Raw genomic sequence first — 23,440 nt, 5'->3', positions numbered from 1 at the left:
ACACAGCCCGTGAAGCCAGCCGACTGGATCCCCAAGGTCGGCACCAGTCCGGACGACGTCTACGAGGCGGTCGTGGGCTGGGTCGAGGCCGGCGGCCGCACCCTCTACCCCCACCAGGACGAGGCGATCATGTCGGTGCTGGCCGGTGACAACGTCATCCTGGCCACGCCGACGGGCTCGGGCAAGTCGCTGGTGGCCGCCGCAGCCCATGCCGGCGCGCTGGCCGAAGACAAGGTCTCCTTCTACACCGCGCCGATCAAGGCCCTGGTCAGCGAGAAGTTCTTCGACCTCGTCGAGACCTTCGGCGCCGACAACGTCGGCATGCTCACCGGCGATGCCAGCGTGAACGCCGACGCCCCGATCATCTGCTGCACCGCAGAGGTGCTCGCCAACCTCGCGCTGCGCGAGGGCAAGCACGCCGACGTCGGCCTCGTCATCATGGACGAGTTCCACTACTACGGCGAGCCCGACCGTGGCTGGGCCTGGCAGGTGCCGCTGCTCGAGCTGCCGCAGGCCCAGTTCCTGCTGCTCTCCGCGACCCTCGGCGACACGACCGCGCTCGGCGACGACCTGACCAGGCGAAACGGCCGCGACACGGTGCTGGTCGACCAGGCGGAGCGACCGGTGCCGCTCAGCTTCGACTGGCGGTTGACGCCGCTGCAGGAGACCCTCGAGGAGCTCGTCACCACCGGCCAGGCGCCCGCCTACGTGGTGCACTTCACCCAGAAGGACGCCGTCACCCACGGCACCTCGCTGCTCAACGCCGGCTGGCTGAAGCTGACCAAGGAGGAGTCGGCGGCCATCGCCGAGCGTCTCGAGCCCGTACGCTTCGCCGCGGGCTTCGGCAAGACCCTCTCCAAGCTGCTGCGCAAGGGCATCGGCGTCCACCACGCGGGCATGCTGCCGCGCTACCGCAGACTGGTCGAGCAGCTGGCTCAGGCGGGCCTGCTCAAGGTGATCGCCGGCACCGACACCCTCGGGGTCGGTATCAACGTCCCGATCCGCACGGTGCTCTTCACCGGCCTGGCGAAGTTCGATGGCCGCCGTCAGCGCATCCTGCGCACCCGCGAGTTCCTCCAGATCGCCGGGCGCGCCGGCCGCGCCGGCTTCGACACCCAGGGCTACGTCGTGGTGCAGGCGCCCGAGCACATCATCGAGAACGAGAAGGCGAAGGCGAAGGCCGAGGAGCGTCGCAAGTCGGGCAAGAAGAACTCCAAGGCCCAGCTCAAGAAGCCGCCCGAGGGCACGGTCGTGTGGACCGAGGCGACCTTCACCAAGCTCGTCGACGGCGCCCCGGAGCCGCTGCAGAGCCGGATGAAGGTCGACAACTCGATGATCCTCAACGTCGTCGCCCGCGACGAGGACGCCTTCGCGGTGATGCGACGCATCACGATGGACAACCACGAGGAGCGGCGTACGCAGCTCAAGCTCGCCCGGCGAGCGCTGCGGCTGACGCGCTCGCTGGTGCACAGCGGGGTGCTCACCAGGCTCCAGGCGCCCGATGCGTACGGGCGCCGCTATGTGCTCACCGAGGATCTTCCGGCCGACTTCGCGCTCAACCAGCCGCTGGCCCACTTCGCGCTCGCCGCCCTCGACACCCTCGACCCCGAGTCGCCTGAGCACACCCTCGAGATCGTCTCGGTGATCGAGGCCGTGCTGGAGCCGCCGCGGCAGATCCTCTTCGCCCAGCAGCACGAGGCGCGCGGGAAGGCGATCGAGGAGATGAAGGCCGACGGCGTCGACTACGACGAGCGGATGGCGCTCATCGAGGAGATCACCTGGCCCAAGCCGATGGCCGACCTGCTCGAGGCGCTCTTCGAGGTCTATCGCGGCACCCACCCGTGGCTGCCCGAGGATGCGCTCGACCCGAAGTCGATCCTGCGCGAGATGTACGAGCAGGGGATGACCTTCACCGATGTCGTGGGGCGCTATCAGCTGGCGCGCTCGGAGGGCTTGGTGCTGCGCTACCTCACCGACGCCTACCGCACCTTCCGGCACACGGTGCCCGAGACCTACAAGACGCCCGAGGTCGAGGACCTGATCGAGTGGCTGGGGGAGACGATCCGCCAGACCGACTCGAGCCTGCTCGACGAGTGGGAGGCGCTCTCCGACCCCGACCACATCCCCTCGGCGGTCGCCCACCACGAGGCCCCGCCGCCTCCGCGCTCGCTGTCGCAGCAGACCCGTGCCTTCGAGATCATGGTGCGCAACGCGATGTGGGCTCGCGTGGACGCGGTCTCGCGCGACGACCTCGACACGCTGATGCGCCTCGAGCGCGCCGCCGCCGACCGGTTCGAGCCGGCCCGCGACGTCGTGATGACGAGATCGCGCTGGGACGACGCCCTGGAGGCCTACTTCGGCGAGCACGACGACGTGGGCATCTCCGCCGACTCGCGCTCGCCCAAGCTCCTCACCTGGACCGCCGAGGCCGGCGCGCCGGCGGGGGTGGACGAAGACGACGAGTCCTTCGACTCCACCCGCATCTGGCGCATCACCCAGACCATCGACGACCCGGCCGGCGACCACGACTGGGTCATCGAGGCGATCGCCGATCTCGACGCGAGCGACGAGGCGGGCGAGCTCGTCCTGGCGAGCGTTGCGATGCGCCGACTGTGAGGCTTCGGCACCGGTCCGATAGCGTTGCGGTGTGGGAAAGCTACTGAAGTCGACCGTGGTCGCCTCGATCGTCTCCAAGATCGCTGCCGAGGCGCGCAAGCCGGAGAACCAGCGCAAGGCCAAAGAGGCCGCGAGCAAGGCCTACGACCAGTTCCAGAAGCGCCGCCGTACGCGCTGACCTCTCCACAGATCTGTCCACAGCGCCGACGGTGGCTGTGGAGGTTACGGGCGGCGAAGTGCACAGGCGGTCAACAGATTCGCACCGCCTAGCAGAAACAGTCGGATTTGCCTTGTGACACGCCCGGCGCGGCTCCTACAGTCGCGCAGATCCGGGTCTTAGAGTCGCCGTGTCGACATATAGACCCGCTAGCCGTGTTCGCCCAGGGCCGCGGCAACTGAACCGGGGGTGGAGGAATGGAAGACAGCTATTTCGGAGCAGGTGGCGCGACAGCGCCCCAGATGCCTCCGCAGGCCACGGCGAACCCGCCGGCCTACCCGCCCTCGGCCCGTCAGCGCGCCAATGCGCCGGAGCCGGACGCCTCGCCGTTCGAGGCCGCGGGCTCCAACAAGATCGGGCCCACCGGACGTCCCTGGCCCAAGCTTCCCGAGCCCGGGCCCGCCACCGGCGGCCCGGCCAGGACCGTCGCGATGGTCAACCAGAAGGGCGGCGTCGGCAAGACCACGACGACGATCAACCTCGGTGCCGCGCTGGCCGAGCACGGCCGCAAGGTGCTCATGGTCGACTTCGACCCGCAGGGGTCGCTCTCGGTCGGTCTCGGGCTGCAACCCAACGAGATCGAGCTGACGATCTACAACCTGTTGATGGAGCGTGAGATCACGCTCGAGGACGTCGTCGTCCCCTCGGGCATCGACGGTGTCGACCTGCTGCCGGCCAACATCGACCTCTCCGCCGCCGAGGTGCAGCTCGTCCAGGAGGTCGCCCGCGAGCAGACCCTCGCCCGGGCCCTGGAGCCCGCGGTCGCCAACTACGACGTCATCCTCATCGACTGCCAGCCCTCGCTCGGTCTGCTGACCGTCAACGCGCTGACCGCCGCCGACTCGGTGGTCGTGCCGCTGGAGTGTGAATACTTCGCCCTGCGCGGCGTCGCCCTGCTCAAGGACACCATCGACAAGGTTCAGGAGCGGCTCAACCCGCGCCTGAAGATCGACGGAATACTGGGCACGATGTACGACAGCCGCACCATGCACAGCCGGGAGGTCATGGAGACCCTCGTCAACGGCTGGGGCGACCGTGTCTTCCACAGCGTCATCCGGCGCACCGTGAAGTTCGCCGACTCCACCGTGGTCGGCGAGCCCATCACCGAGTACGCCTCCACCTCCACCGGGGCCGACTCCTACCGCAAGCTCGCCAAGGAGGTGCTGGCCCGATGGCAACTCGGCGTGTGAGGGTGCCTGCCGCCGACGACCTCTTCCGGCGTACGTCCGACGGGGCTGCGCCTGCGGCGTCCGCCGGCGAGGCGAAGGCTCGCCCGGTCCATGCCGTGCCCGAGCCCGACGACGCGCAGACCGGCAAGAAGCGGTCCAGCGGCCGCGTACGTCACGACGAGAAGATGACGGTCTACATCACCTCCGGTGAGCTCCTCGACCTCGAGCACGCGCGACTGAGCCTGCGGGCCAAGCACGGCATCGCGGTCGATCGCGGCCGACTGGTGCGCGAGGCGCTCGCGATCGTGCTGGCCGACCTCGAGGAGTACGAAGGCGACAGCGCCCTCGTGCACCGGCTCGGCGAATGACGGCGACGGTCACCGAGATGACGCAGACCTCCGCCGAGGCGGGGGAGCAGGAGCCCAGCGGCACCGGCGCGTTCGCGGTGCGGCTGGAGAACTTCGAGGGTCCTTTCGACCTGCTGCTGAGCCTGATCGCCAAGCACAAGCTCGACATCACCGAGGTCTCGCTGGCCACGGTCACCGACGAGTTCATCGCCTACGTCAAGAAGGGCGCCGCCGACAGCGGTGAAGGCGCCTGGGACCTCGAGCAGACCTCCAACTTCCTGCTCGTGGCCAGCACGCTGCTCGACCTGAAGGCCGCGCGCCTGCTGCCGCAGGGCGACGTCGAGGACGAAGAGGATCTCGCGCTGCTCGAGGCGCGTGACCTGCTCTTCGCCCGGCTGCTGCAGTACAAGGCGTTCAAGCAGGTGGCTGCGGTGTTCGGCGAGCGGCTCGCCAAGGAGTCCAAGCGCCACCCGCGCTCGGTGCAGCTCGAACCGCGCTACGCCGGCCTGTTGCCCGAGGTGCTCATCGGCATCGGGCTCGAGCAGTTCGCGCAGTTGGCCGCGACGGCGATGGCGCCGAAGCCCGCCCCGCCCGAGATCGGGCTCGCCCACATCCACGGCTCCAAGGTCTCGGTCAAGGAGCAGGCGGCGCTGGTCATCGAGCGGCTGCGCTCGGGTGGTCAGGTGACGTTCCGGGGGCTGTGCGCCGACTCGCCCGACACCCTGACGACCGTCGCTCGGTTCCTCTCGCTCCTGGAGCTCTTCCGTGAGGGGGCCGTCGCCTTCGACCAGGTCACCGCGCTCGGCGAGCTGACCGTACGGTGGACCGGCGAGGAGGCTCTCGATGTCGACGACCTGATCCAGGACGAGTTCGAGGGGCAGCCGCCGGCGCAGGACGCCGCCGCGCCCGAGGTTGCTGACGACGCTGACGACGCTGACGACGAGGAGAAGAGCGAAGATGACTGAGGTCTCGACGGATTCGACCACCGCCGAGGAGACCCTGGCGATCCCGTTCACCGACCTGCGCCCGGCGCTCGAAGCGGTGCTGATGGTCGCCGACGAGCCCCTGGCGGCGGAGTCGCTGGCTTCGGCCGTCGGCTACCCCACCGCCGAGGTGATCGCGGCGCTCGAGGGCCTGGCAGCCGACTACACCGAGCAGGGCCGCGGCTTCGACCTGCGCAACGTCGCCGGCGGTTGGCGCTTCTACACCCGTGAGGAGTACGCCAGCGTGGTCGAGGGCTTCGTGCTCGAGGGCCAGCAGGCCAGGCTGACCCAGGCCGCGCTGGAGACCCTCGCGGTGGTCGCCTACAAGCAGCCCGTCTCGCGGGCGCGCGTCTCCGCGATCCGCGGCGTCAACGTCGACGGCGTGATGCGCACCCTGCTGACCCGCGGACTGGTCGAGGAGGCGGGCCAAGACCACGAGACCGGCGCCAACCTCTACCGCACCACCGGCTACTTCCTCGAGCGGATCGGCATCACCGACCTGGGAGAGCTGCCCGACCTGGCGCCCTACCTCCCCGATCTGGCCGACATGGAGGAAGAGCTGACCGAGCAGGTCAGCGAGAAGGCTCTGGCCGCCCAGCCGGAGGAGCCTGCCTCGAATGGGGATGCCTCCGCGGATGGGGGAGAATCGCTGTCGTGAGCGAGGTTCCCGAAGAAGACGCACAGCGTGCCGACCTGCCGTTGGACGACGAGGGCCTGATCCGGCTGCAGAAGCTGCTGGCCCTGGCCGGCCTCGCCTCCCGACGGGGGAGCGAGGTGCTGATGCTCAACGGGCAGGTCGAGGTCAACGGCGAGGTCATCACCCGCTTGGGCACCAAGGTCGACCCCACCAAGGATGTCGTACGCGTCGAGGGCAAGCGGCTCCCGCCGATCTCGGGCAAGGTCTACCTGGCCCTCAACAAGCCGCGCGGCGTCGTCTCCACGATGAGCGACCCCGAGGGTCGCCGCAACCTCTCCGACCTGGTCGCCGACCGGCCGGAGCGCCTCTTCCACGTCGGCCGGCTCGACACCGACACCGAGGGCCTGATCATCCTCACCAACGACGGCGACTTCGCACACCGTCTGGCTCATCCCAGCTACGAGGTCGACAAGACCTACGTCGCCGAGGTCGAGGGCCAGGTCTTCCCCAACGTGCGCAAGCGGCTCCTCGCCGGGGTCACCCTCGAAGACGGTCCGGTCACGGTCACGAAGGCCAAGATCATGGAGACTCGCAAGGACAAGTCGATCGTCGAGCTGGTCATCCACGAAGGACGCAACCGCATCGTGCGCCGTCTGCTGGATCACGTCGGTCACCCTGTCACTCGCCTGACTCGCACGCGGATCGGGCCGGTGCGCCTCGGCGCCATGCGGCCCGGGGACATCCGCGACCTCTCGCGCGTCGAGCTCGGCGAGCTGTTGGACAACACCGAGCTCTGAGACTGCGCTCGGTCAGGACTCAGCCGGCGTGTACGGCTGCTCAGGGTCGCCGTAGGCGGGATCGGCGATGAGCTGCCAGCGATGCCCGTCGGGGTCGGCGACGACTGCTCGGAATCCCCACGAGGCCTCCTCGGCCGCGACGATGATCGTGCCACCTGCCTGGGCGGCGCGCTCGGCCTTGGACCGGACCGCGTCGGGGTCGGGCAGCGTGATGCTCAGCAGACACTCGCCACGGCCCTGGTCGGCCTCGTCGACCCCGGAGACCCAGCCGAAACCGCCTGCCGGGATGAACATGACCTCCGCGCCGCCCGGAGCGGTGACGACGAGCGGCTCTGGCACGCCGTCGTGGTAGGGCTCTCCCGGGGTCGGTAAGTCGAGTCCGTCGCGGTAGAACGCGTGGGCGCGTTTTCGGTCCGCGGTCGGAAGGGCGATCGAGATGGTGGTCATGGGGGAAGGGTAGTTGCGGGGCTGGTGGGCGGGTTGGCTTCTGTTGCTTCGTTGGGGGTGTGGGGCCGCCGACCCTTTCCTGAAGGGTCTTCTCGATCTGGCCCGGCGTCAAGGACGGCCTGCGGCCGCCGGCTTCGCCGGCCACCTTCGGTGGTCCTGGACTCCGGGCCAGATCGAGAAAAGATTTGGCTGATTATCGGGGCGGCGGCCAGGGTGTGGCCGGGAGGAGCGAGTGCTGCTTCGCTGCCGCAAAAAAGCAGTTTGACCTGCGGAAATTGGTGGATCTACTGGTCGGTAAAGAGTAAAATCAGGGTATACGACGGGCACCTTGAGAGGGGGTCAGCGATGAGCGTCGAGAACCACGTCGACCACTGGGGCACCAGCCCTCGTGAGCCTGTTGCGGCTGCTCTTGCTGGCATCGAAACTGCTCTGGGCGAGCTGCTTGCGATGGACCCCGCGTACTGGCGAACCAGCCAGAAGAAAGACGTCCTCGCACGGCTCGAGACCCTCAAGGCACAGCAGGCTGCGCTCGAGCTTCGGGTGCTCGCCACCGCTGGTGACATCGCCGAGGAGACCGGTGCGAAGGATGCCTCGGGTTGGATCCGTACCGAGCTTCTGGTTGATCGGGGTGTGGGTCGGGCGCGGGTGAAGCTGGCCGGCGCGGTCGCGAAGTACGACCTCGTGGCCGCCGGGCTGGCCGATGGCGTGGTGTCCCAGGACAAAGCCCGGGTGATCACCAATGCGCTCGATGCGATCGAGACCGACCCTGCCGCGAGCGCCGAAGATCTGGTGCTCGCGGAGAAGTTGTTGGTCGATCACGCGTCCCGGTTGACTGCGAACGAGCTGCGGATCGTCGGGAAGCGGATCCTGGCTGAGATCGACCCGGAACGTTTCGAGGCCGCCGAGGCGAAGGCGTTGCAGCGGGAGGAGGAGCACGCTCAGCGGCGTACGTTCTACTCCTCACGAGACAACGGCGACGGCACTGTCGACATCCATGCCCGTGTCTCGCGTGCGGTCGGGGTGCGTCTACGCACGATGCTGGACTCGTTGGCGCAGCCGAGGAAGTGGTCGGCCGAGGACAAGGGCCGCAAGGTCTCCTACGAGCGGCTGCTAGGCCAGGCTTTCGCCCGCGTGGTCGAGACCTACGACGTCGACCTGCTTCCCAGGCACGGCGGGCACGCGACCACGGTGTTCGTCACGATGAGCCTTGAGGACCTCCGTAAGGACCTCGGCACCGCTGCACTCGGTTTCGATGGTAACCAGGTCAGCGCTGCGGAGGCTCGTCGGATGGCGTGCAATGCGGACCTGGTTCCGGTGGTGTTGGGCACCGACTCCGAGGTCCTCGACCTCGGTCGAACGGCCAGGTTGGCGCACCCGATCCAACACAAAGCGCTACGGCTTCGAGACAAGTGCTGCCAGGCCGAAGGCTGCGACGCCCCAGCCGCGTGGACCGAGGCCCATCACCTCAAACCTTGGTCCGAAGGCGGAAAGACCGACCTGGCCAACATGGTCCTGTTGTGCCCGAGCGACCATCGACGGATCCATGACCCCGGCTATGGGCATGAGCGGCTCCTGGATGGACAGATCAGGTTCACTCGTAGAACCTGATGCCGACCTGGCACCGCCTCGACCCTTGTGAATCCTTCACAAGGTCAGACCCTCTGTCACAGTCCCCGCCAACCAAACCCAGCAGGCTAGGGGCCTCGCCCCGGCTCTCAACCCCGTACCCAACCCAAAAATCTCGCGCCACACCCCTGCCGCCGCCCCGATAACCAGCCAAATCTTTTCTCGATCTGGTCCGGAGTCCAGGACCGCGATAGCGGCCGGCGTAGCCGGCGCCCGGAGGGCGTCCTTGACGCCGGACCAGATCGAGAAGACCGTGAAGAACGGGTCGGCGGCCATCAACCACCCGCGATCGACCAGCCGCGAACCAACACCCCAAGAGCACCAAACCCCACAACACCACAACGCGCTATCGCACACCTTCCTCGCGAAAGGCGATAGTGCATGCACAACCCGCACCGCTCATGGCACGATCGAAGACATGACCGTGCCGGCTGTGCTGCGGCCCTATGTCACGTCCCTGGTCGCCTACGACGTGGACTTCGGCGCGCCCGGAGTCCACCGGGGGATGCCGTCGACCGGGACCACGTTCGTGCTGCCGGTCGACGAGCCGTTGACGACGTCGTGGGGGAGCGGCACCGAACCGGTGTCGGCGTGGTCGCTGGTCTCCGGGTTGCACACCCGACCGGCGAGGATCCATCACAGCGGAAGCCAGCGCGGTGTCCAGCTGGCGCTGACGGCTGCCGGGGTCCGGGCGCTGTTCGCGATGCCGGCTGCGGCCTGGCAGGGGGAGCTTCTGGCGCTCGACGAGGTCACGCCACCAGGCGGCGTACGGCATCTTCCGGAGCGGCTTGCCGAGACCGATCCGCGGCAGTGGGCCGACCTTGTCGCCACGACGCTGATCGGTGCGCTGGCGCGCCACGGTGAACCGTCTCCACGAGCGGAGGTAGGCCGGGCGCTGGCGCTGCTGACCGGGGGAGCGGGGGTGCAGCAGGTCGCCGACGAGGTGGGCTACAGCCGGCGGCGGATCAGCGACCTGGTGCGGGCCGAGACCGGGGTGGCGCCGAAGCAGTTCCAGCGGCTGGCGCGCTTCGACCGGTCTCGAGGCATGGTGGGAAGGATGCCGTTGGCGCAGGCGGCGACAGCGTGCGGCTACGCCGATCAGGCGCACCTGACCCGCGAGTGGCAGGAGTTCGCCGGTTGTGCGCCGACGACGTGGCTGCGGGAGGAGTTCCCATTCGTTCAAGACCTCGCCGACCGATGAGCGGTCTACTCGGGGCATGGATGAAGCAGGGAAGATCAAGTACTGGCAGTCGATGGCGTTCCGCGACGCCGAGGCGATGATGACGTGGCTGAGCGCGATCGGGTTCGTCGAGCATGCCACCTACCGTGACGCCGGCGTCGTGGTGCACGCCGAGTGGCTCTGGCCGGCGGGTGGAGGGCTGATGTTCGGCCAGGCGCGCGAGGGCGGCGGCATCAAGTCCACGGGCGGCTCCTCCGCCTATCTCGTCGCCGAGGACCCTGATGCCGTCTTCGACAAGGCGGTCGCCGCCGGCGCGCGCGTCGAGCGGGCGATGGTCGACCAGGACTACGGCGGCCGGGGCGGCACCGTGACCGACCCGGAGGGCAACTCCTGGTCGTTCGGGAGCTACCAGCCGTCCTGAGCGAGCGGCAGGGTGTGCGACCGTACGCCGCCGCCTGATGATGCGGCGCACTATCGCACACCCTTCTCGCCGACCGCACCAGTGCACAGACCAGCCCCGACCCGGGGCTCAAAGCCCGGTCTCAGCGGTGACCTGCCTGACCCGGGAGGGGCCCGGGCACCGTTAGCCTTGGCCGTATGACGGAAACCGGGGGAGAACTGGTCGGACCGGTCGAGATCGTCGGGGTCGGACTGCTCGGGACATCGGTGGCTCTGGCCTGTGCCAGGGCCGGGATCGAGGTGCTCCTCAGCGACTCGGTCGCCAGCCACGTACGCACGGCGACGGGGCTCGGCGCAGGTCGTCGCCGTGCGCCTGAGGACGCCCCGCAGCTGGTCGTGGTGGCGGTGCCGCCGGCCCATCTGGGTGAGGTGATCACTCGCGCCCTCGCCGAGAACCCCGCTGCGTTCGTGACCGACGTGGGCAGCGTGAAGGCGTCGCCGCTGGCCTACGTGCGCGAGCACGGTCCCGACGACGTCGGCCGCTACGTCGGCGGCCACCCGATGGCGGGGAGCGAGCGCTCCGGGCCGCTGGCGGCGACCGCCACGCTGTTCGAGGGTCGCCCCTGGGCGCTCACGCCGCACGCCGACGCCGACCCGACGGCCGCCTCGCTCGTGGGCGAGCTCGCCAGCCTGTGCGGCGCCCTTCCGCTCGTGCTCACGCCCGAGGACCATGACCAAGCGGTCGCGCGCACCTCACATGTGCCGCACCTGATGGCCGCGCTGGTCGCGGGCCGGCTCGCGGTCGCACCCGAGGGCCATCTGCGGCTCAGTGGTCAGGGGGTGCGTGACGTGACCCGTGTCGCCGCCGGCGATCCTGGTCTCTACGGACAGATCGTGGCCGGCAACGCGCGGGCCGTCACCGACCTGCTCGGCCAGATGCGTGCCCAGTTCGACGACATGATCGAGGCCGTCGGCAACGGCGACGCGGCCGCCCTCGACGTGCTCCTCAAGGAGGGACAGGCGGGCACCCGCGCGATCCCGGGCAAGCACGGCGGCCCGCAGACGGCGCAGGCCAGCGTCTACGTCACCGTGCCCGACGAGCCGGGCAACCTGGCCAGGCTCTTCGCCGACGCGGGGGAGAGCGGCGTCAACATCGAGGACGTACGCATCGACCACGACCCCGGCCGTCCGGTGGGTCTCATGGAGCTGATCGTGGCCAGCGACGCCGCCGAGCAGATGAAGACGGTTCTGGAGTCCCGGGGTTGGCTCGCTCACCGGTAGGCTCCCGCCCGTGAGCAGCAACAATTCCACCCTTGACCCCGCAAGCATCGTCATCGCCGTCGACGGCACCTCCGGCTCCGGAAAGTCGAGCACATCACGTGGGGTCGCCGACCGCCTCGGGATGCGCTACCTCGACACCGGCGCGATGTATCGGGCGATGTCGTGGTGGATGCTCAGCAACGGCGTCGACGTGCACGACACCGACGCGGTCGCGGCCGCGGCCGGCAAGCCGGTGATCACCTCCGGCACCGACCCGCTCGGTCCCACGATCGCGCTGGACGGAGCCGACGTCTCCGTCGAGATCCGTAGCGACAAGGTCAACGGCGCGGTCTCGCCGGTCGCCACCGTCCCCGAGGTGCGCGCTCGGCTCGTCTCCCTCCAGCAGGAGGAGATCGCCCGGGCTCTGGCCGCGGGCACCGGCATCGTGGTCGAGGGCCGCGACATCGGCACCGCGGTCTGGCCCCAGGCCGCCGTGAAGCTCTACGTCACCGCCGACCCGGCAGCCCGTGCCGCACGCCGCGCGGCCGAGGAGGGCGGCACCGACGCCGACGCCGTCCGCGTATCCCTGGAGAGCCGTGACAAGATCGACTCCACGAAGGGCGGCGCGGCGGTGCCGGAGGGGGCGACCCACCTCGACACGACGCCCTACACGCTCGAGGAGGTCATCGCGCAGGTGATCGAGATCGTCCAGACCGCTGCGGGAGCCACGCCTGACAAGGCGGGGGAGTGAGCGAGGGTACGCAGGCGGGCAGATCACCCCGCACAGACCTGCCGCGCCTGGAGGAGATCGAGCACCCCGCTCGATGGGCGTTGAACCACATCAACGGTTTCGCGCGCTGGGTGATCAGGCGTCGGTACGACGTCCAGCTGCACAACACCGGCAACATCCCGGATTCGGGTCCGATCGTCTTCGCGTCCAACCACGTCGGCATCATCGACGGCCCGCTGCTGGCGATCTTCACGCCCCGGCCGGTGCACGCGCTGACGAAGTCGGAGATGTTCGACCACTGGTTCCTCGGCCCGTTCCTGCACTGGGCCGGCCAGATCCCGCTCTATCGGCTCGCCAGCGACCCGGCGGCGGTGAAGCTGGCGCTGCGGGTGCTGCGTGGCGGCAATGCCATGGGCATCTATCCAGAGGGTCGTCGCGGTGACGGCGACCTGGTGCGGTTCAACCGTGGTGCCGCCTACTTCGCGCTGGCCTCCGGCGCGCCGGTCGTGCCGGTGACGATGATCGGCAGTCGCGACCCGGGTGGTGACCTGTCCTCGCTGCCGCACGCGGGGGCGCGTATCGACATCGTCTATGGCGAACCTTTCCGGGTCGACCGCGTAGGCTGGCCGCGTACGAAGGAACAAGTCGGGCACGTCTCGGGTTTGCTCCATCAGCACATGCAGGTCCAACAGGACCATGCCCTGGCGTTGACCGGTCGCCAACTGCCCGGTCCGCTCTCTAGCAAGGAGAACAATGACTGACCCCGACGTCTCGTATGAGGACGTACGAGACCCCAGCGACCCGGATGAGCCCACCGGACCGTTGCCGGTGCTCGCCGTCGTCGGCCGGCCCAACGTCGGGAAGTCGACTCTGGTCAACCGGATGATCGGCCGCCGGGAGGCGGTCGTCCAAGACGTTCCCGGCGTGACCCGTGACCGCGTCTCCTACGACGCCAACTGGAACGGCAAGGCGTTCACGCTCGTCGACACCGGCGGCTGGGACCCTGACGCCCAGGGTCTGGCCGAGCGGATCGCGACCCAGGCGGAGATCGCGGTCTCCCTGGCCGACGCCGTCCTGTTCGTCGTCGACGCGACCGTCGGCATCACCGACGCCGACGAGGCGGTCGTACGCGTGCTGCGCAAGTCCGGCAAGCCCGTCATCCTGGCCGCCAACAAGGTCGACGATCTCCGCACCGAGGCCGAGGCGGCCGCGCTGTGGAACCTCGGGCTCGGCGAGCCCTGGCCGGTCTCGGGGCTGCACGGGCGTGGCTCCGGCGACATGCTCGACGCGATCCTCGAGGTGCTTCCCGACCCGCCGCCGATGCCCGAGGGCGTCGAGATCGGCGGCCCGCGGCGTATCGCCCTGGTCGGCAAGCCCAACGTCGGCAAGTCGTCGCTGCTCAACAAGCTGGCCAAGGAGGAGCGGGCGGTCGTCGACAACGTCGCCGGCACCACCGTCGACCCGGTCGACGAGCTGATCTCGCTCGGCGGCCGCGACTGGCGCTTCATCGACACCGCGGGCATCCGCAAGCGGGTCAAGGAGGCCTCCGGTCACGAGTACTACGCGTCGCTGCGCACCACGACGGCGATCGACCGTGCCGAGGTGGCCGTGCTGGTCATCGACGGCGGCGAGAAGATGTCCGAGCAGGACATCCGCATCCTGCAGACCGTCCGCGAGGCCGGGCGTGCGCTGGTGATCGCGTTCAACAAGTGGGACCTCGTCGACGAGGACCGCCGCTGGCAGCTCGACCGCGAGATCGAGCGCGAGCTCGTGCAGGTGCAGTGGGCGCCGCGGATCAACATCACCGCCCGCACCGGCTGGCACGTCGACCGGCTCGTGCCGGCGCTCGACAAGGCGCTCGAAGGCTGGGAGACGCGCGTCGGCACCGGTGCGCTCAACTCGTTCCTCGGTCGTCTGGTCGCCGAGCACCCGCACCCGGTGCGCAGCGGCAAGCAGCCGAAGATCCTCTTCGGCACGCAGCCGTCGACCGCCCCGCCTACCTTCGTGCTGTTCACCAGCGGCAAGCTGGAGGCATCCTACGAGCGCTTCATCGAGCGTCGGCTGCGTGAGGAGTTCGGCTTCGTCGGTACGCCGATCGTGCTCCAGCAGCGGGTGCGGGAGAAGCGCAAGCGCTGAGCGCCGGCGGGGTCAGGCAGCTGACCCGTCGGCGGCGTCCTCGTCGCCAGGCTTGGCGGCGAGGCGCTCCAGCACACCTTCGTAGAGCTTGGTCAGGGCCGCGACCTCGTCGGGGGTCCACGCGTCGAAGAGCATCTGGCGGATCATGGTGACGTGCTCGGGCGCTGCGGCTTCGATCGCCTCGAGCCCTGCGGGGGTGAGGTCGACGAAGGCGCCACGGCGGTCATCGAGGCACTCGCGCCGCTCGACCAGCCCGCGGGCGGCCATCCGCATCACCTGGCGCGAGAGCCGGCTCTTCTCCCACTGGAGCTTGTCGCCGAGCTCGAACATGCGCAGGCTGCGGTCAGGGACGTCGGTGAGGTTCACCAAGACGTCGTAGTCGGCCAAGGAGAGCCCGTTGTTGACCTGAAGGTCGCGGTTCATGCGCGCGGTGAGCTGGGCATTGACGGCGAGCCAGGCGCGCCACGCGACTTGTTCGTCGTTGCTGAGCCACTTGACCTCATCCATGAGGTACACCTTACCGATGACGTTCTGTTGCTTTCGACAGCCCGGCCCAAGAACGCAGGTCGTCGGCCTCCCAGTGTGACGCATTCCGCACCGGAGCGCATCGGGAGCGGCCGGTCGCGTGCGACGGTTGACGAAGAAACTAGACTGCCCGTAGAGGCGCAAGGAGCCGCACGGGCGGCCGGGAAAGGCATCATGAGCATCGACACGGACTTCATCACCAAGGATCGGGAGCGGATCAAGGAGGAATACCTTCTCGACGCCTCCGAGCGTCCGGCGAGCTCCGCCGGCGGCATCCATCACACCGCGCTGCTCTCCTCCGACGTACGCCGGACGATCGACTTCTACCAGGGGCTGCTCGAGTTCCCGCTGACCGAGATCTTCGAGAACCGTGACTACGCCGGCTCGGACCACTTCTTCTTCGACGTCGGCGCGGGCAACCTGCTCGCCTTCTTCACCCTTCCCGGCCTCGACCTGGGGGAGTACGCCGAGGTGCTGGGCGGCCTGCACCACATCGCGATCTCGGTGACCGCCGAGAAGTGGGACTACCTGCGCGCCAAGCTCGACGTCGCCGGGATGGACTACGTCGTCGAGTCGAAGTCGTCGATCTACTTCACGGGCCCCGACGGTGAGCGGCTCGAGCTGCTGGCCGACCCTCTGGGCGAGATGTACGGCACGAAGGTTCTCTGATTCTGCTCCATCGGGTCCGCAGGTCGACTTAGATGGGAGCACCGCCGGGACGGGTCGTCTTCACCCGTCCCGGCCGTCGTTTTCCAGGGTTGTCTTCCCTGGCACGCGTGGTGTCTCCCGCGGAGACGGTCACGGACGGTCGAAGGGGTCTTCAGGCACCTCGAGCTCGAGCTGCTCCTCGTAGACCTGCTCCTCGGCGCCCCGGTCGGCGAGCCAGGCCGTCAGCGCCACCACGACCAGCTGCGAGCGCGACTCGGCAGCCATCTCGTGCACCATGGCGTCGACCACGTCGACGTTGGTCGCCAGCATGCGCAGCGGCATCGTGACGTACGGATCCTCGAGGCGCTTTGGCTGCGGCACGTTGCGCATGAACGTGCCGTCGGAGACCGGCCGGGTCTTCTCCCGCAGCGCCGCCTGATGAGCGCGGAGCAGCACCGTGAGCCGAGGGCGGGTCGCTGCGACGGCGTCGAGCATGACGTCGACGAGCGAGCGCGGGACGCTCTGGCTGTAGGTCTTCCACTGCGCGGCGAGGGATGCCGGCACCGAGAGGCTGATCGCCTGTACCGGCATCCCTTGACGTCGCCCGGCGCCTTCGCGCCGCGACTTGGTGCGGTGCGCCGGGGTGCCCTTGCGCGAGATCGGGTCGAGCTTGGGTGTGGTCTCTGACGGGGCGGTCTTTGACTGGGCTGTGCTTGACGGGGCTGTGTTGGATGGGGAAGGGGAATCCGACACGGTGAGCTCCTGTGGTGGGTGTGATCCATGTGTCAGGAGTGATTCTGTCGTAGAGCACCGACAGTTTCGTGACGGGTCGTCACCGACCCTGTCGGCCCCGGGGCCAGCCCGGGGCCAGATCAGCCTGGTCAGATCACCAGGCTGATCGCGACCACGAAGACCAGACCGCTGACCGAGAGCACCGTCTCCATCAGCGACCACGACTTGATCGTCTGCACGACATCGAGGCCGAAGTACTCCTTGACCAGCCAGAACCCGGCGTCGTTGACGTGGGAGAAGAATACCGAGCCCGCACCGACGGCGAGCACCACGAGGGAGACCTCGGCCGCCGACATGTTGGCCACCAGGTCGACCACGAGGGAGGACGCGGTGATCGTGGCGACCGTCGCCGAGCCGGTGGCCAGGCGGATGACGACCGCGAGGATCCAGGCCAGCACGATCGCCGAGACGCCGGTGCCCTGCGCCCACTCGGCGAGCTGGGTGCCGATGCCGGTGTCGATGAGCGACTGCTTGAACCCGCCGCCGGCGGCGACGATCAGCACGATGCCGGCGATCGGGGGCAGCGACTGCTCGACCGTCTTGGAGATCTCGCGGCGGTCCATCCCGGAGCCGCGCCCGAGCGTGAACATGGCCACGACGACCGCGACCGTCAGCGCGACCAGCGGGAAGCCGATCACGTCGAAGACCTGCTGGATCCGGTTGGCCGGGTCGTTGATGACGATGTCGACGATCGCCTTGGCGAGCATCAGCACGAGCGGGAGCAGCACGCTGAAGAGGGTGATCGCGAACGACGGGCGGCGCGTGGCGGCCGACTCGCCGTAGCCAGACCCGGAGCCCGAGCCCGAGCCGGCGTCGAAGGTGCTCGGGGCGTCGACGACGACCCACCGGCCGGCCAGCCGGCCGAAGAGCGGTCCGCTGACGATGATGACCGGGATGGCGACCAGCACGCCGAGCGCGAGCGTCGTGCCGAGGTCTGCCTTGAGCGCGCCGATAGCAGCCAGCGGGCCCGGGTGCGGAGGCACGAGCCCGTGCATCGCGGAGAGGCCGGCGAGCGTGGGGATGCCGACGGTGACCAGGGAGACCTGGGCGCGACGAGCGACCAGGTAGATGACCGGCATGAGCAGCACCAGGCCGATCTCGAAGAACATCGGCAGGCCGATGATCGCGCCGACCAGGGCCATCGCCCACGGCAGCGTACGGACCGAGGATCTGCCGACGATCGTGTCGACGATCTGGCCGGCGCCGCCGGAGTCGGCGAGGAGCTTGGCGAACATGGCTCCCAGCGCGATCAGCAGGCCGACGCTGGTCGCGGTCGATCCGAATCCGTCGCCGAACGAGGTGATCACGTCCATCACGTTGCGCCCGGAGACCACGCCGACCGTGATGCCGCCGATGAGGAGCGCCAGGAACGGGTGCAGCTTCGCGTAGGTGATGAGCACGACGATGAGTGCGATCGCGGCCAGCGCCGCGAAGAGGAGTACGCCGCCGGAGGCGACCGGGGCGACCGGAGGATCGGTCGCGGCCAAGAGAGTCATGCTGATTCCTCGGGGGTGGTGGGGGACAGGGTGGAGAGATAGCGGTCGACGATCGCGTCGATGTCCTGCGCGATGTCGATGGTGGTGCCGAGCTCGTCGTCGGCGAGCGGCTCGAGGGTCGCGAACTGCGATCGCAGCAGCGAGGTCGGCATGAAGTGCCCCGGACGGGAGGCGAGGCGTGCCTCGACCACCTCCTGGCTCCCCGCGAGATGCAGGAACCGGAGCCGAGGGGCGTGGCTGCGCAGGAGGTCGCGATAGCTGCGCTTGAGCGCCGAGCAGCCCATCACCGCGCCGGTGGAGTCTCGCTCCGCGAGCCAGTCACCGAGCGTCTCGAGCCAGGGACGCCGGTCGTCGTCGTCGAGCGGATGACCGGAGCTCATCTTCGCGATGTTCTCCGGTGGGTGGAAGTCGTCGGCGTCGGCGAACGGGACTCGCAGGCGCTGGGCGATCGCGGCACCGACGGTCGTCTTGCCGGAGCCGGAGACTCCCATGACGACGAGGAGGGGCTTCTGTGTCACGTGTCACAGGGTGCCTCAATAAGCATCCGTTTCGCAAGACGGTCCAATGTTAAGGATTCTCATTGCTCGGGCGAGGGAATGTGCGACGATGCCGCGGTGACGACTTCGAGCGGTGATGCCGTGCACCGGCTGCATCAGAGCGTGCGCGATGCGCTCGGGCGCAGGATTGTCGCTGCCCAGCTGCCCGCCGGGGCGGTGCTCACCCTGGAGGGGATCCAGGCGACGTACGCCGTCTCGCGGCCGGTCGCTCGAGAAGCCGTGCGTGTGCTCCAGTCGATGGGCCTGGTCACGACCAGGCGACGAGTCGGCATCACGGTGCTTCCGCGGACCGAGTGGAACGTCTTCGACCCGATGGTCATCCGCTGGCGTCTCGATGGTGAGGGTCGGCGCGACCAGCTGGTCTCGCTCTCAGAGCTGCGCCAGGGTTTCGAGCCGATCGCCGCCCGTCTCGCCGCCGAACGAGCCGAGCCGCGACATCACGGCGAGCTGGCCCGTGCCGTCGCCGACATGGTCGTCCATGCCGCCTCCGGCGACCTCGAGGCCTATCTCGAAGCCGACACCACCTTCCACCGGGTGCTCCTGCAGGCCGGCGGCAACGAGATGCTCGCCGCCTTCGGCGACGTCGTCGCCGAGCTGCTGGCCGGACGTACCCACCATCACCTGATGCCGGCCACGCCCAACCCCGCCGCCATCGAGCTCCACGAGAAGGTGGCGATCGCGGTGCGTACCGGTGATCCCGCGGGCGCCGAGGAGGCCATGCGCGCCATCATCGACGAGGCCGCCGAGGCAGTCTCGTCCGCGCCCGACTGAGCCGCAATTCTTCTGTGCGCGCGACCGGCGAGCCCGATTGGTGGGTGCGCGAGACCGTACGGTAATGTTCGGATCGCTTCAGCAGAGAGATCTGCGGGAAGTTTCGGGCTGTGGCGCAGCTTGGTAGCGCACTTGACTGGGGGTCAAGGGGCCGCAGGTTCAAATCCTGTCAGCCCGACAGATTCGCCCCTGATCTGCTTATGCAGGTCAGGGGCGTTCTTGCGCCTGTCTGCGAGGTTTACGACCTTGCCCGAAGGGGTGGTCGTGGGCCCGTTCTGGGCCCATCAGGTGGAAAAGGCGTCTTCGACTGCGGCCAGTGCCTGGTGATCTGGGTGTAGGTAGCGGTGGGTGACGGCGGGTACGACCTACAACACGCAGCAACACGTGGAGGGGCTTCGCTGTCCGCCATTCAAGACCGGACTGGTCAAGCCACCTCTGCCGTGGAGCGGGCTCGACGACCTTGAGATCGCCACCGCAGAGTGGATCGACTGGTTCAACCGCCGCCGGCAGTACGAGTACTGCGATGACCTCACGCCGGTCGAGGCAGAGGCCGCTCACTACGGTCAGCACCAGACACCAGCGACCGCCGGAGTCTCAAACTAGAAAGTCTCCGGAACTCCGGGTCGGTTCACCCAGTCTCCGTTGTGTGGTGGCGAGTCGTTCGAGGGCATGCAGGAGGGGGTGGAGGATGCTAGCGGCGGCGAGGGGCGAAAAGATCACGATCGCGGCGAGCCCGAGGAGTTGGAGGGCGCCGCTGGTGGCGCCGCCTCCGATGAGCGCGGCGGCTTCCTCTTGGTCGGCGGTGGGGGACGTACCCGTTCTATAGCGCGAGGACCAGGACCGGCGGGATCAATGGGATCCAGCCGATGACGAAGGCGTTGGAGACGGTCGCGGCCAGCGCGTCGATCCGTGCCTCGCCGGCTGCGGTGGAGGAGCGGTGGCCGAAGCCGAGGATCACGAAGACCACGAGGGTGGTCACGATCGCAGGGATATTGGTCCAGGCCGTGGGTCGGATGTGGCGTACGGGTGGGCTTCCGAGAGTCCGGTGGCGAGGACCGTGGTACCTGAGGCGGGCGCCATCTTGTCGTCGAAGATGGCTCAGGAGACGATCGCGCCGGCAGCAAGGCCGGCTGGGATGTCGAGGGCGGGGGCCCTGAACGCGTCGAACGGTGCCGAAGTTGGTGCCGCTGACGAACGAGGTGATCGCGCAGAGCACCAGGGCGGTCGATAGGGAGAAGGCGGGTTCGATGAGCTTGACGCCGAGGTAGATCATCGTCGGCACCCTCCCGGGAAGGGTCCAGGCTGCGATGAGTGCGCCGACTGCGGTGAGGATCAAGACGGGCTGTAGGCCGCGGCGGACCATGTCGAAGGCAGCGGCCTCGACGGCGTATGGAACTTTATGGACCGCCGCGGCGATGAGAGCGAGGCGGAACCTGACGCCCATGACGAGGGAAGCAGGGCGTCGAGGCCGACGCCGAGTATCGCGATGGTGACCATGAGGGTCACCAATGCGAACCCGAGGCTGGCAGGACTCTGTGGAGACTGAACCATGGGTACGCCGGGGAGGTCTGGTCCGGACAGAGGCGTGGTCTCGACGTTCATCAGCGCTACAGGCAGTGATATGGGGACAAGCGGCCAGGAAAGTCTAGTGAGCGAAAGAGTTGATGGGCGGGAGTCCGCGGGCTGCTCCCGGTGTGGATGTTGCCTACTTCGCCTGGTGCGCGCTGATGTGCCTGCGCAGGTAGGTCAGGTGGTGAACGATCGCCGCCTCGGCAGCGGCGGGGTCCTGGGTGTCGATCGCGCGCACGATGGCCTGGTGCTGCTTGACGGTCTCGCGGCCGACCTCGGGGGAGAGGTCGAGGTAGTGGACGGGTTCGGTGGCGTGGTGAAGCGCGGCGACGAACGAGGCGAGTACGCGGTTGCCTGACGCCTGGGCGATCAGGGTGTGGAAGTCGCGGTCGAGGTCGGGGATGGACGGGTCGTCGACGGTAGCTTCCTTCTGGCGCGTGACGATCTCTTCGATGTTCTTGAGGTCCTCCTCGGTGCGGTTGGTAGCTGCGAGGCGTACCGAGGGGACTTCGAGCTGTTGGCGCACGTCTGCGACCTCGTCGAAGTCGATGCCTCCGAGGGCGAGCAGGTTGTCGACGGACTCGATGACCACGTTGCCCAGTGAGCGGTAGTCGACCGACTGCACAAAGTTGCCGCCGCGGGCGCCGGGAACCTTGATGATGAGGTTTTGGGTGGACAGTGAACGGAGCGCTTCGCGGAGAGTGGAACGGCTCACGTTGAACTGGCGGGCGAGCTCGGCCTCGGGTGGCAGCATCTCGCCGGACCTGAGCTCGCCGGCGAGGATCGCGGCCTTGATCGTCTCCTCGACCTGCTGCCGCGGTCGTACGACCGTGCGGCCGATGATCTTGGGGCTCGACCCGCTCTCGTTTTGCGTCGATGTGGTCACGGCGGCTGCCTTTCGTTGCTCCCAGTGGCTCCGAGGTGCCCCCTGGCTAATGTCCAATATTTACCACGAGTCCCATGTTCGCGCTTTGGTGGGCGGAACTAGAGCGGACAGGCGACTGGCCTTCGCCGTGAATCTAAATGTCGGACCTTGCACAGTTGGACAGTAGTGGTTACTGTGGCTGCCGTCACAGCGCATGTGGCCCGCACTACACCGTCGGTGTCGCCAGCAGTGCGGTTCGCCCTTCAGGAGGAACCCCGTGGCCACGACTGAGAAATCCGGCCTCTCGATCGCCAGGGTTGCTGGTGCCAGCCTCATCGGCACGACGATCGAGTTCTTTGACTTCTTCATCTTCGGTACGGCTGCCGCGCTCGTGTTCGGCACGCTGTTCTTTCCCGACCTCAACCCGCTCGCCGGCACGCTGGCGTCGTTCGCGACCTTCGGGGTGGCGTTCGCTGCCCGGCCGCTCGGTGCGCTGATCTTCGGTCACTTCGGTGACCGTCTCGGTCGCAAGCGGATGCTGGTGACCAGCCTGATGATGATGGGCCTGGGCACCTTCGCGATCGGGTTGCTCCCGACGTACGGGCAGGTCGGGCTCCTCGCGCCCATCCTGCTGGTGCTGTGCCGCCTCCTTCAGGGGCTCGCGCTGGGCGGGGAGTGGAGCGGCGCGGTGCTGATGGCGGTGGAGCACGCCCCTCGCGACAAGCGCGCGTTCTACGGCAGCTGGCCCCAGATCGGGGTTCCGGCGGGGCTGGTACTCGGCACCGGCATGTTCTGGCTCGTGCAGCGCTTGCCCGCCGACCAGGTCGAGACGTGGGGCTGGCGGGTGCCGTTCCTGGTCAGCTCGGTGCTGGTCGCCGTCGGTCTCTACATCCGGCTGCGCATCGAGGACTCGCCGGCGTTCAAGGCGGTCAAGAGTGACAGCAAGGAGGAGCGGTTCCCGGCGGCGACGGTGTTCCGGAAGGCGGGTGGCCGTGTCTTTCTCGGGGCGCTGGCTGTGGCTGCCGCCAACATCCCGTTCTACATGGCGACCGTGTTCGCCTTGACGTACGGAACCGACGACGGGGTCAGCCGCAACACGATGCTGGGCGCGGTCTGTCTCGCCTCGGTGGTGCAGATGGCCACGATCCCGCTGATGGCGACCTTCTGCGACCGGTACGGACGTCGACCGGTCGTGCTCATCGGCTGCGTCGCGACGGTGCTGATGGCGTTCCCGTTCTTCTGGCTGATCGACACCCGCAGCACCGCTGCGATCATCCTCGCGATGCTCATCGCGCTGCCGATCTGTCACGCCTTGACCTACGGTCCGCAGGCGAGCCTGCTCTCGGAGATGTTCCCGACGCAGCTGCGTTACAGCGGCGCAGGGATCGCCTACACCCTCGGTGGTCTGCTCTTCAGCGCGCCGGTGCCGTTCATCGCCACGGCGCTGTTCGATGAGTTCGGCGGATCCTGGCCGCTCTCGATCTACATCGTCATCGGTGGCCTGCTGACCTTCGTCGCGGTCGCGGTGTCCCGCGAGACCCGGGAGGACGAGATCGACTGGGTAGACGAGCCAGCGAGCCAGGCGGTGATCCCCCCAGCCCGCAGCGCCGGCGCCGCCCACGTCGAGACCAGCATCTGAAAGCCCCGTGGGCTGCCTGTTGCTGGCGCGAGGG

At 68.4% G+C, this 23,440-nt stretch carries 25 protein-coding genes and 1 tRNA gene; 19 read left to right on the top strand and 7 right to left on the bottom strand.

The window, feature by feature from the left end:
* Positions 1-9: 9 nt before the first annotated feature.
* The 7 genes from FB381_RS13045 to FB381_RS13020 all read left to right on the top strand — a co-directional run bounded on the left by FB381_RS13045 (position 10) and on the right by FB381_RS13020 (position 6,766).
* Entirely contained in the window at positions 10-2,616 is a 2,607-nt protein-coding gene (locus FB381_RS13045; RefSeq protein ID WP_246088091.1) for a DEAD/DEAH box helicase, read from the top strand.
* Positions 2,617-2,647: 31 nt separating this feature from the next.
* A complete protein-coding gene (locus tag FB381_RS23905) occupies positions 2,648-2,794 on the top strand; it encodes a hypothetical protein (protein ID WP_170225146.1) in 147 nt (48 codons plus the stop codon).
* Positions 2,795-3,030: 236 nt separating this feature from the next.
* On the top strand, positions 3,031-4,023 hold the full coding sequence (locus FB381_RS13040; protein ID WP_141780682.1) for a ParA family protein: 993 nt from the start codon (positions 3,031-3,033) through the stop codon (positions 4,021-4,023).
* On the top strand, positions 4,005-4,370 hold the full coding sequence (locus FB381_RS13035) for a hypothetical protein (protein WP_141780681.1): 366 nt from the start codon (positions 4,005-4,007) through the stop codon (positions 4,368-4,370). Before FB381_RS13040 ends, FB381_RS13035 begins: the two co-directional genes overlap by 19 nt.
* Positions 4,371-4,387: 17 nt before the next feature.
* Positions 4,388-5,314, top strand: coding sequence for a segregation and condensation protein A (locus FB381_RS13030; RefSeq protein ID WP_141780680.1), 927 nt, complete (start codon positions 4,388-4,390; stop codon positions 5,312-5,314).
* A complete protein-coding gene (scpB, locus tag FB381_RS13025) occupies positions 5,307-5,990 on the top strand; it encodes an SMC-Scp complex subunit ScpB (protein WP_141780679.1) in 684 nt (227 codons plus the stop codon). The genes FB381_RS13030 and scpB overlap by 8 nt, the downstream gene beginning before the upstream one ends.
* Positions 5,987-6,766: a pseudouridine synthase gene (locus tag FB381_RS13020; RefSeq protein ID WP_141780678.1), complete on the top strand. Its 780-nt coding sequence runs from the start codon at positions 5,987-5,989 to the stop codon at positions 6,764-6,766. Before scpB ends, FB381_RS13020 begins: the two co-directional genes overlap by 4 nt.
* Before the next feature lie 12 nt (positions 6,767-6,778).
* Here the strand turns inward: FB381_RS13020 and FB381_RS13015 are convergent, their stop codons facing one another.
* Positions 6,779-7,213 (bottom strand): VOC family protein, encoded by a 435-nt coding sequence (locus tag FB381_RS13015; RefSeq protein ID WP_141780677.1) that lies wholly within the window; start codon positions 7,211-7,213, stop codon positions 6,779-6,781.
* 213 nt (positions 7,214-7,426) lie between these two features.
* Here FB381_RS13015 and FB381_RS13010 point away from each other — a divergent pair, with 213 nt between their 5' ends.
* The 7 genes from FB381_RS13010 to der all read left to right on the top strand — a co-directional run bounded on the left by FB381_RS13010 (position 7,427) and on the right by der (position 14,544).
* On the top strand, positions 7,427-8,821 hold the full coding sequence (locus FB381_RS13010; protein WP_246088090.1) for an HNH endonuclease signature motif containing protein: 1,395 nt from the start codon (positions 7,427-7,429) through the stop codon (positions 8,819-8,821).
* A 436-nt stretch (positions 8,822-9,257) separates the two neighbouring features.
* On the top strand, positions 9,258-10,040 hold the full coding sequence (locus FB381_RS13005) for a helix-turn-helix domain-containing protein (protein WP_141780676.1): 783 nt from the start codon (positions 9,258-9,260) through the stop codon (positions 10,038-10,040).
* 16 nt (positions 10,041-10,056) lie between these two features.
* Entirely contained in the window at positions 10,057-10,440 is a 384-nt protein-coding gene (locus FB381_RS13000; RefSeq protein ID WP_141780675.1) for a VOC family protein, read from the top strand.
* 176 nt (positions 10,441-10,616) lie between these two features.
* The gene (locus tag FB381_RS12995; RefSeq protein WP_141780674.1) at positions 10,617-11,699 is read left to right on the top strand and encodes a prephenate dehydrogenase; all 1,083 of its coding nucleotides are present in this window, start codon (positions 10,617-10,619) and stop codon (positions 11,697-11,699) included.
* A 10-nt stretch (positions 11,700-11,709) separates the two neighbouring features.
* Positions 11,710-12,429, top strand: coding sequence for a (d)CMP kinase (cmk, locus tag FB381_RS12990; RefSeq protein WP_141780673.1), 720 nt, complete (start codon positions 11,710-11,712; stop codon positions 12,427-12,429).
* Positions 12,426-13,169 (top strand): lysophospholipid acyltransferase family protein, encoded by a 744-nt coding sequence (locus tag FB381_RS12985; protein WP_141780672.1) that lies wholly within the window; start codon positions 12,426-12,428, stop codon positions 13,167-13,169. The genes cmk and FB381_RS12985 overlap by 4 nt, the downstream gene beginning before the upstream one ends.
* The gene (gene der / locus FB381_RS12980; RefSeq protein ID WP_141780671.1) at positions 13,162-14,544 is read left to right on the top strand and encodes a ribosome biogenesis GTPase Der; all 1,383 of its coding nucleotides are present in this window, start codon (positions 13,162-13,164) and stop codon (positions 14,542-14,544) included. Before FB381_RS12985 ends, der begins: the two co-directional genes overlap by 8 nt.
* A 12-nt stretch (positions 14,545-14,556) precedes the next feature.
* On the opposite strand, the gene FB381_RS12975 is transcribed toward der, so the two are convergent.
* Positions 14,557-15,051, bottom strand: coding sequence for a MarR family winged helix-turn-helix transcriptional regulator (locus FB381_RS12975; protein WP_141780670.1), 495 nt, complete (start codon positions 15,049-15,051; stop codon positions 14,557-14,559).
* A gap of 192 nt (positions 15,052-15,243) precedes the next feature.
* On the opposite strand from FB381_RS12975, the gene FB381_RS12970 reads away from it, so the two are divergent.
* Complete coding sequence (locus tag FB381_RS12970) at positions 15,244-15,738, top strand: VOC family protein (protein ID WP_141780669.1); 495 nt, start codon at positions 15,244-15,246, stop codon at positions 15,736-15,738.
* A 129-nt stretch (positions 15,739-15,867) separates the two neighbouring features.
* On the opposite strand, the gene FB381_RS12965 is transcribed toward FB381_RS12970, so the two are convergent.
* From FB381_RS12965 to FB381_RS12955, 3 genes are all read right to left on the bottom strand, one after another.
* Positions 15,868-16,308 carry a hypothetical protein gene (locus tag FB381_RS12965; RefSeq protein WP_141780668.1) on the bottom strand — a complete coding sequence of 147 codons (441 nt, stop codon included), beginning with the start codon at positions 16,306-16,308 and terminating at the stop codon, positions 15,868-15,870.
* A gap of 290 nt (positions 16,309-16,598) precedes the next feature.
* Complete coding sequence (locus tag FB381_RS12960; protein WP_141780667.1) at positions 16,599-18,005, bottom strand: GntT/GntP/DsdX family permease; 1,407 nt, start codon at positions 18,003-18,005, stop codon at positions 16,599-16,601.
* On the bottom strand, positions 18,002-18,523 hold the full coding sequence (locus FB381_RS12955; protein WP_425465446.1) for a gluconokinase: 522 nt from the start codon (positions 18,521-18,523) through the stop codon (positions 18,002-18,004). The genes FB381_RS12960 and FB381_RS12955 overlap by 4 nt, the downstream gene beginning before the upstream one ends.
* A gap of 96 nt (positions 18,524-18,619) precedes the next feature.
* Here FB381_RS12955 and FB381_RS12950 point away from each other — a divergent pair, with 96 nt between their 5' ends.
* From FB381_RS12950 to FB381_RS12940, 3 genes are all read left to right on the top strand, one after another.
* A complete protein-coding gene (locus FB381_RS12950) occupies positions 18,620-19,333 on the top strand; it encodes a FadR/GntR family transcriptional regulator (RefSeq protein WP_246088089.1) in 714 nt (237 codons plus the stop codon).
* A 104-nt stretch (positions 19,334-19,437) separates the two neighbouring features.
* Positions 19,438-19,511 (top strand) — tRNA-Pro (locus tag FB381_RS12945).
* Positions 19,512-19,681: 170 nt separating this feature from the next.
* Entirely contained in the window at positions 19,682-19,936 is a 255-nt protein-coding gene (locus FB381_RS12940; RefSeq protein WP_141780665.1) for a hypothetical protein, read from the top strand.
* Between the two features lie 217 nt (positions 19,937-20,153).
* Here FB381_RS12940 and FB381_RS23900 read toward each other — a convergent pair whose 3' ends face one another.
* Positions 20,154-20,312 (bottom strand): hypothetical protein, encoded by a 159-nt coding sequence (locus tag FB381_RS23900; protein ID WP_170225145.1) that lies wholly within the window; start codon positions 20,310-20,312, stop codon positions 20,154-20,156.
* Positions 20,313-21,038: 726 nt separating this feature from the next.
* Positions 21,039-21,788, bottom strand: coding sequence for a FadR/GntR family transcriptional regulator (locus FB381_RS12935; protein ID WP_141780664.1), 750 nt, complete (start codon positions 21,786-21,788; stop codon positions 21,039-21,041).
* Between the two features lie 256 nt (positions 21,789-22,044).
* On the opposite strand from FB381_RS12935, the gene FB381_RS12930 reads away from it, so the two are divergent.
* Complete coding sequence (locus FB381_RS12930; RefSeq protein ID WP_211352417.1) at positions 22,045-23,406, top strand: MFS transporter; 1,362 nt, start codon at positions 22,045-22,047, stop codon at positions 23,404-23,406.
* Positions 23,407-23,440 lie beyond the last annotated feature (34 nt).

Origin of the sequence: Nocardioides albertanoniae (assembly GCF_006716315.1) — a bacterium.
In the GTDB taxonomy this organism is placed as follows: domain Bacteria; phylum Actinomycetota; class Actinomycetes; order Propionibacteriales; family Nocardioidaceae; genus Nocardioides; species Nocardioides albertanoniae.
The sequence above is the reverse complement of the archived record's forward strand: the minus strand, read 5'-3'. Positions and strand labels throughout refer to the sequence as shown.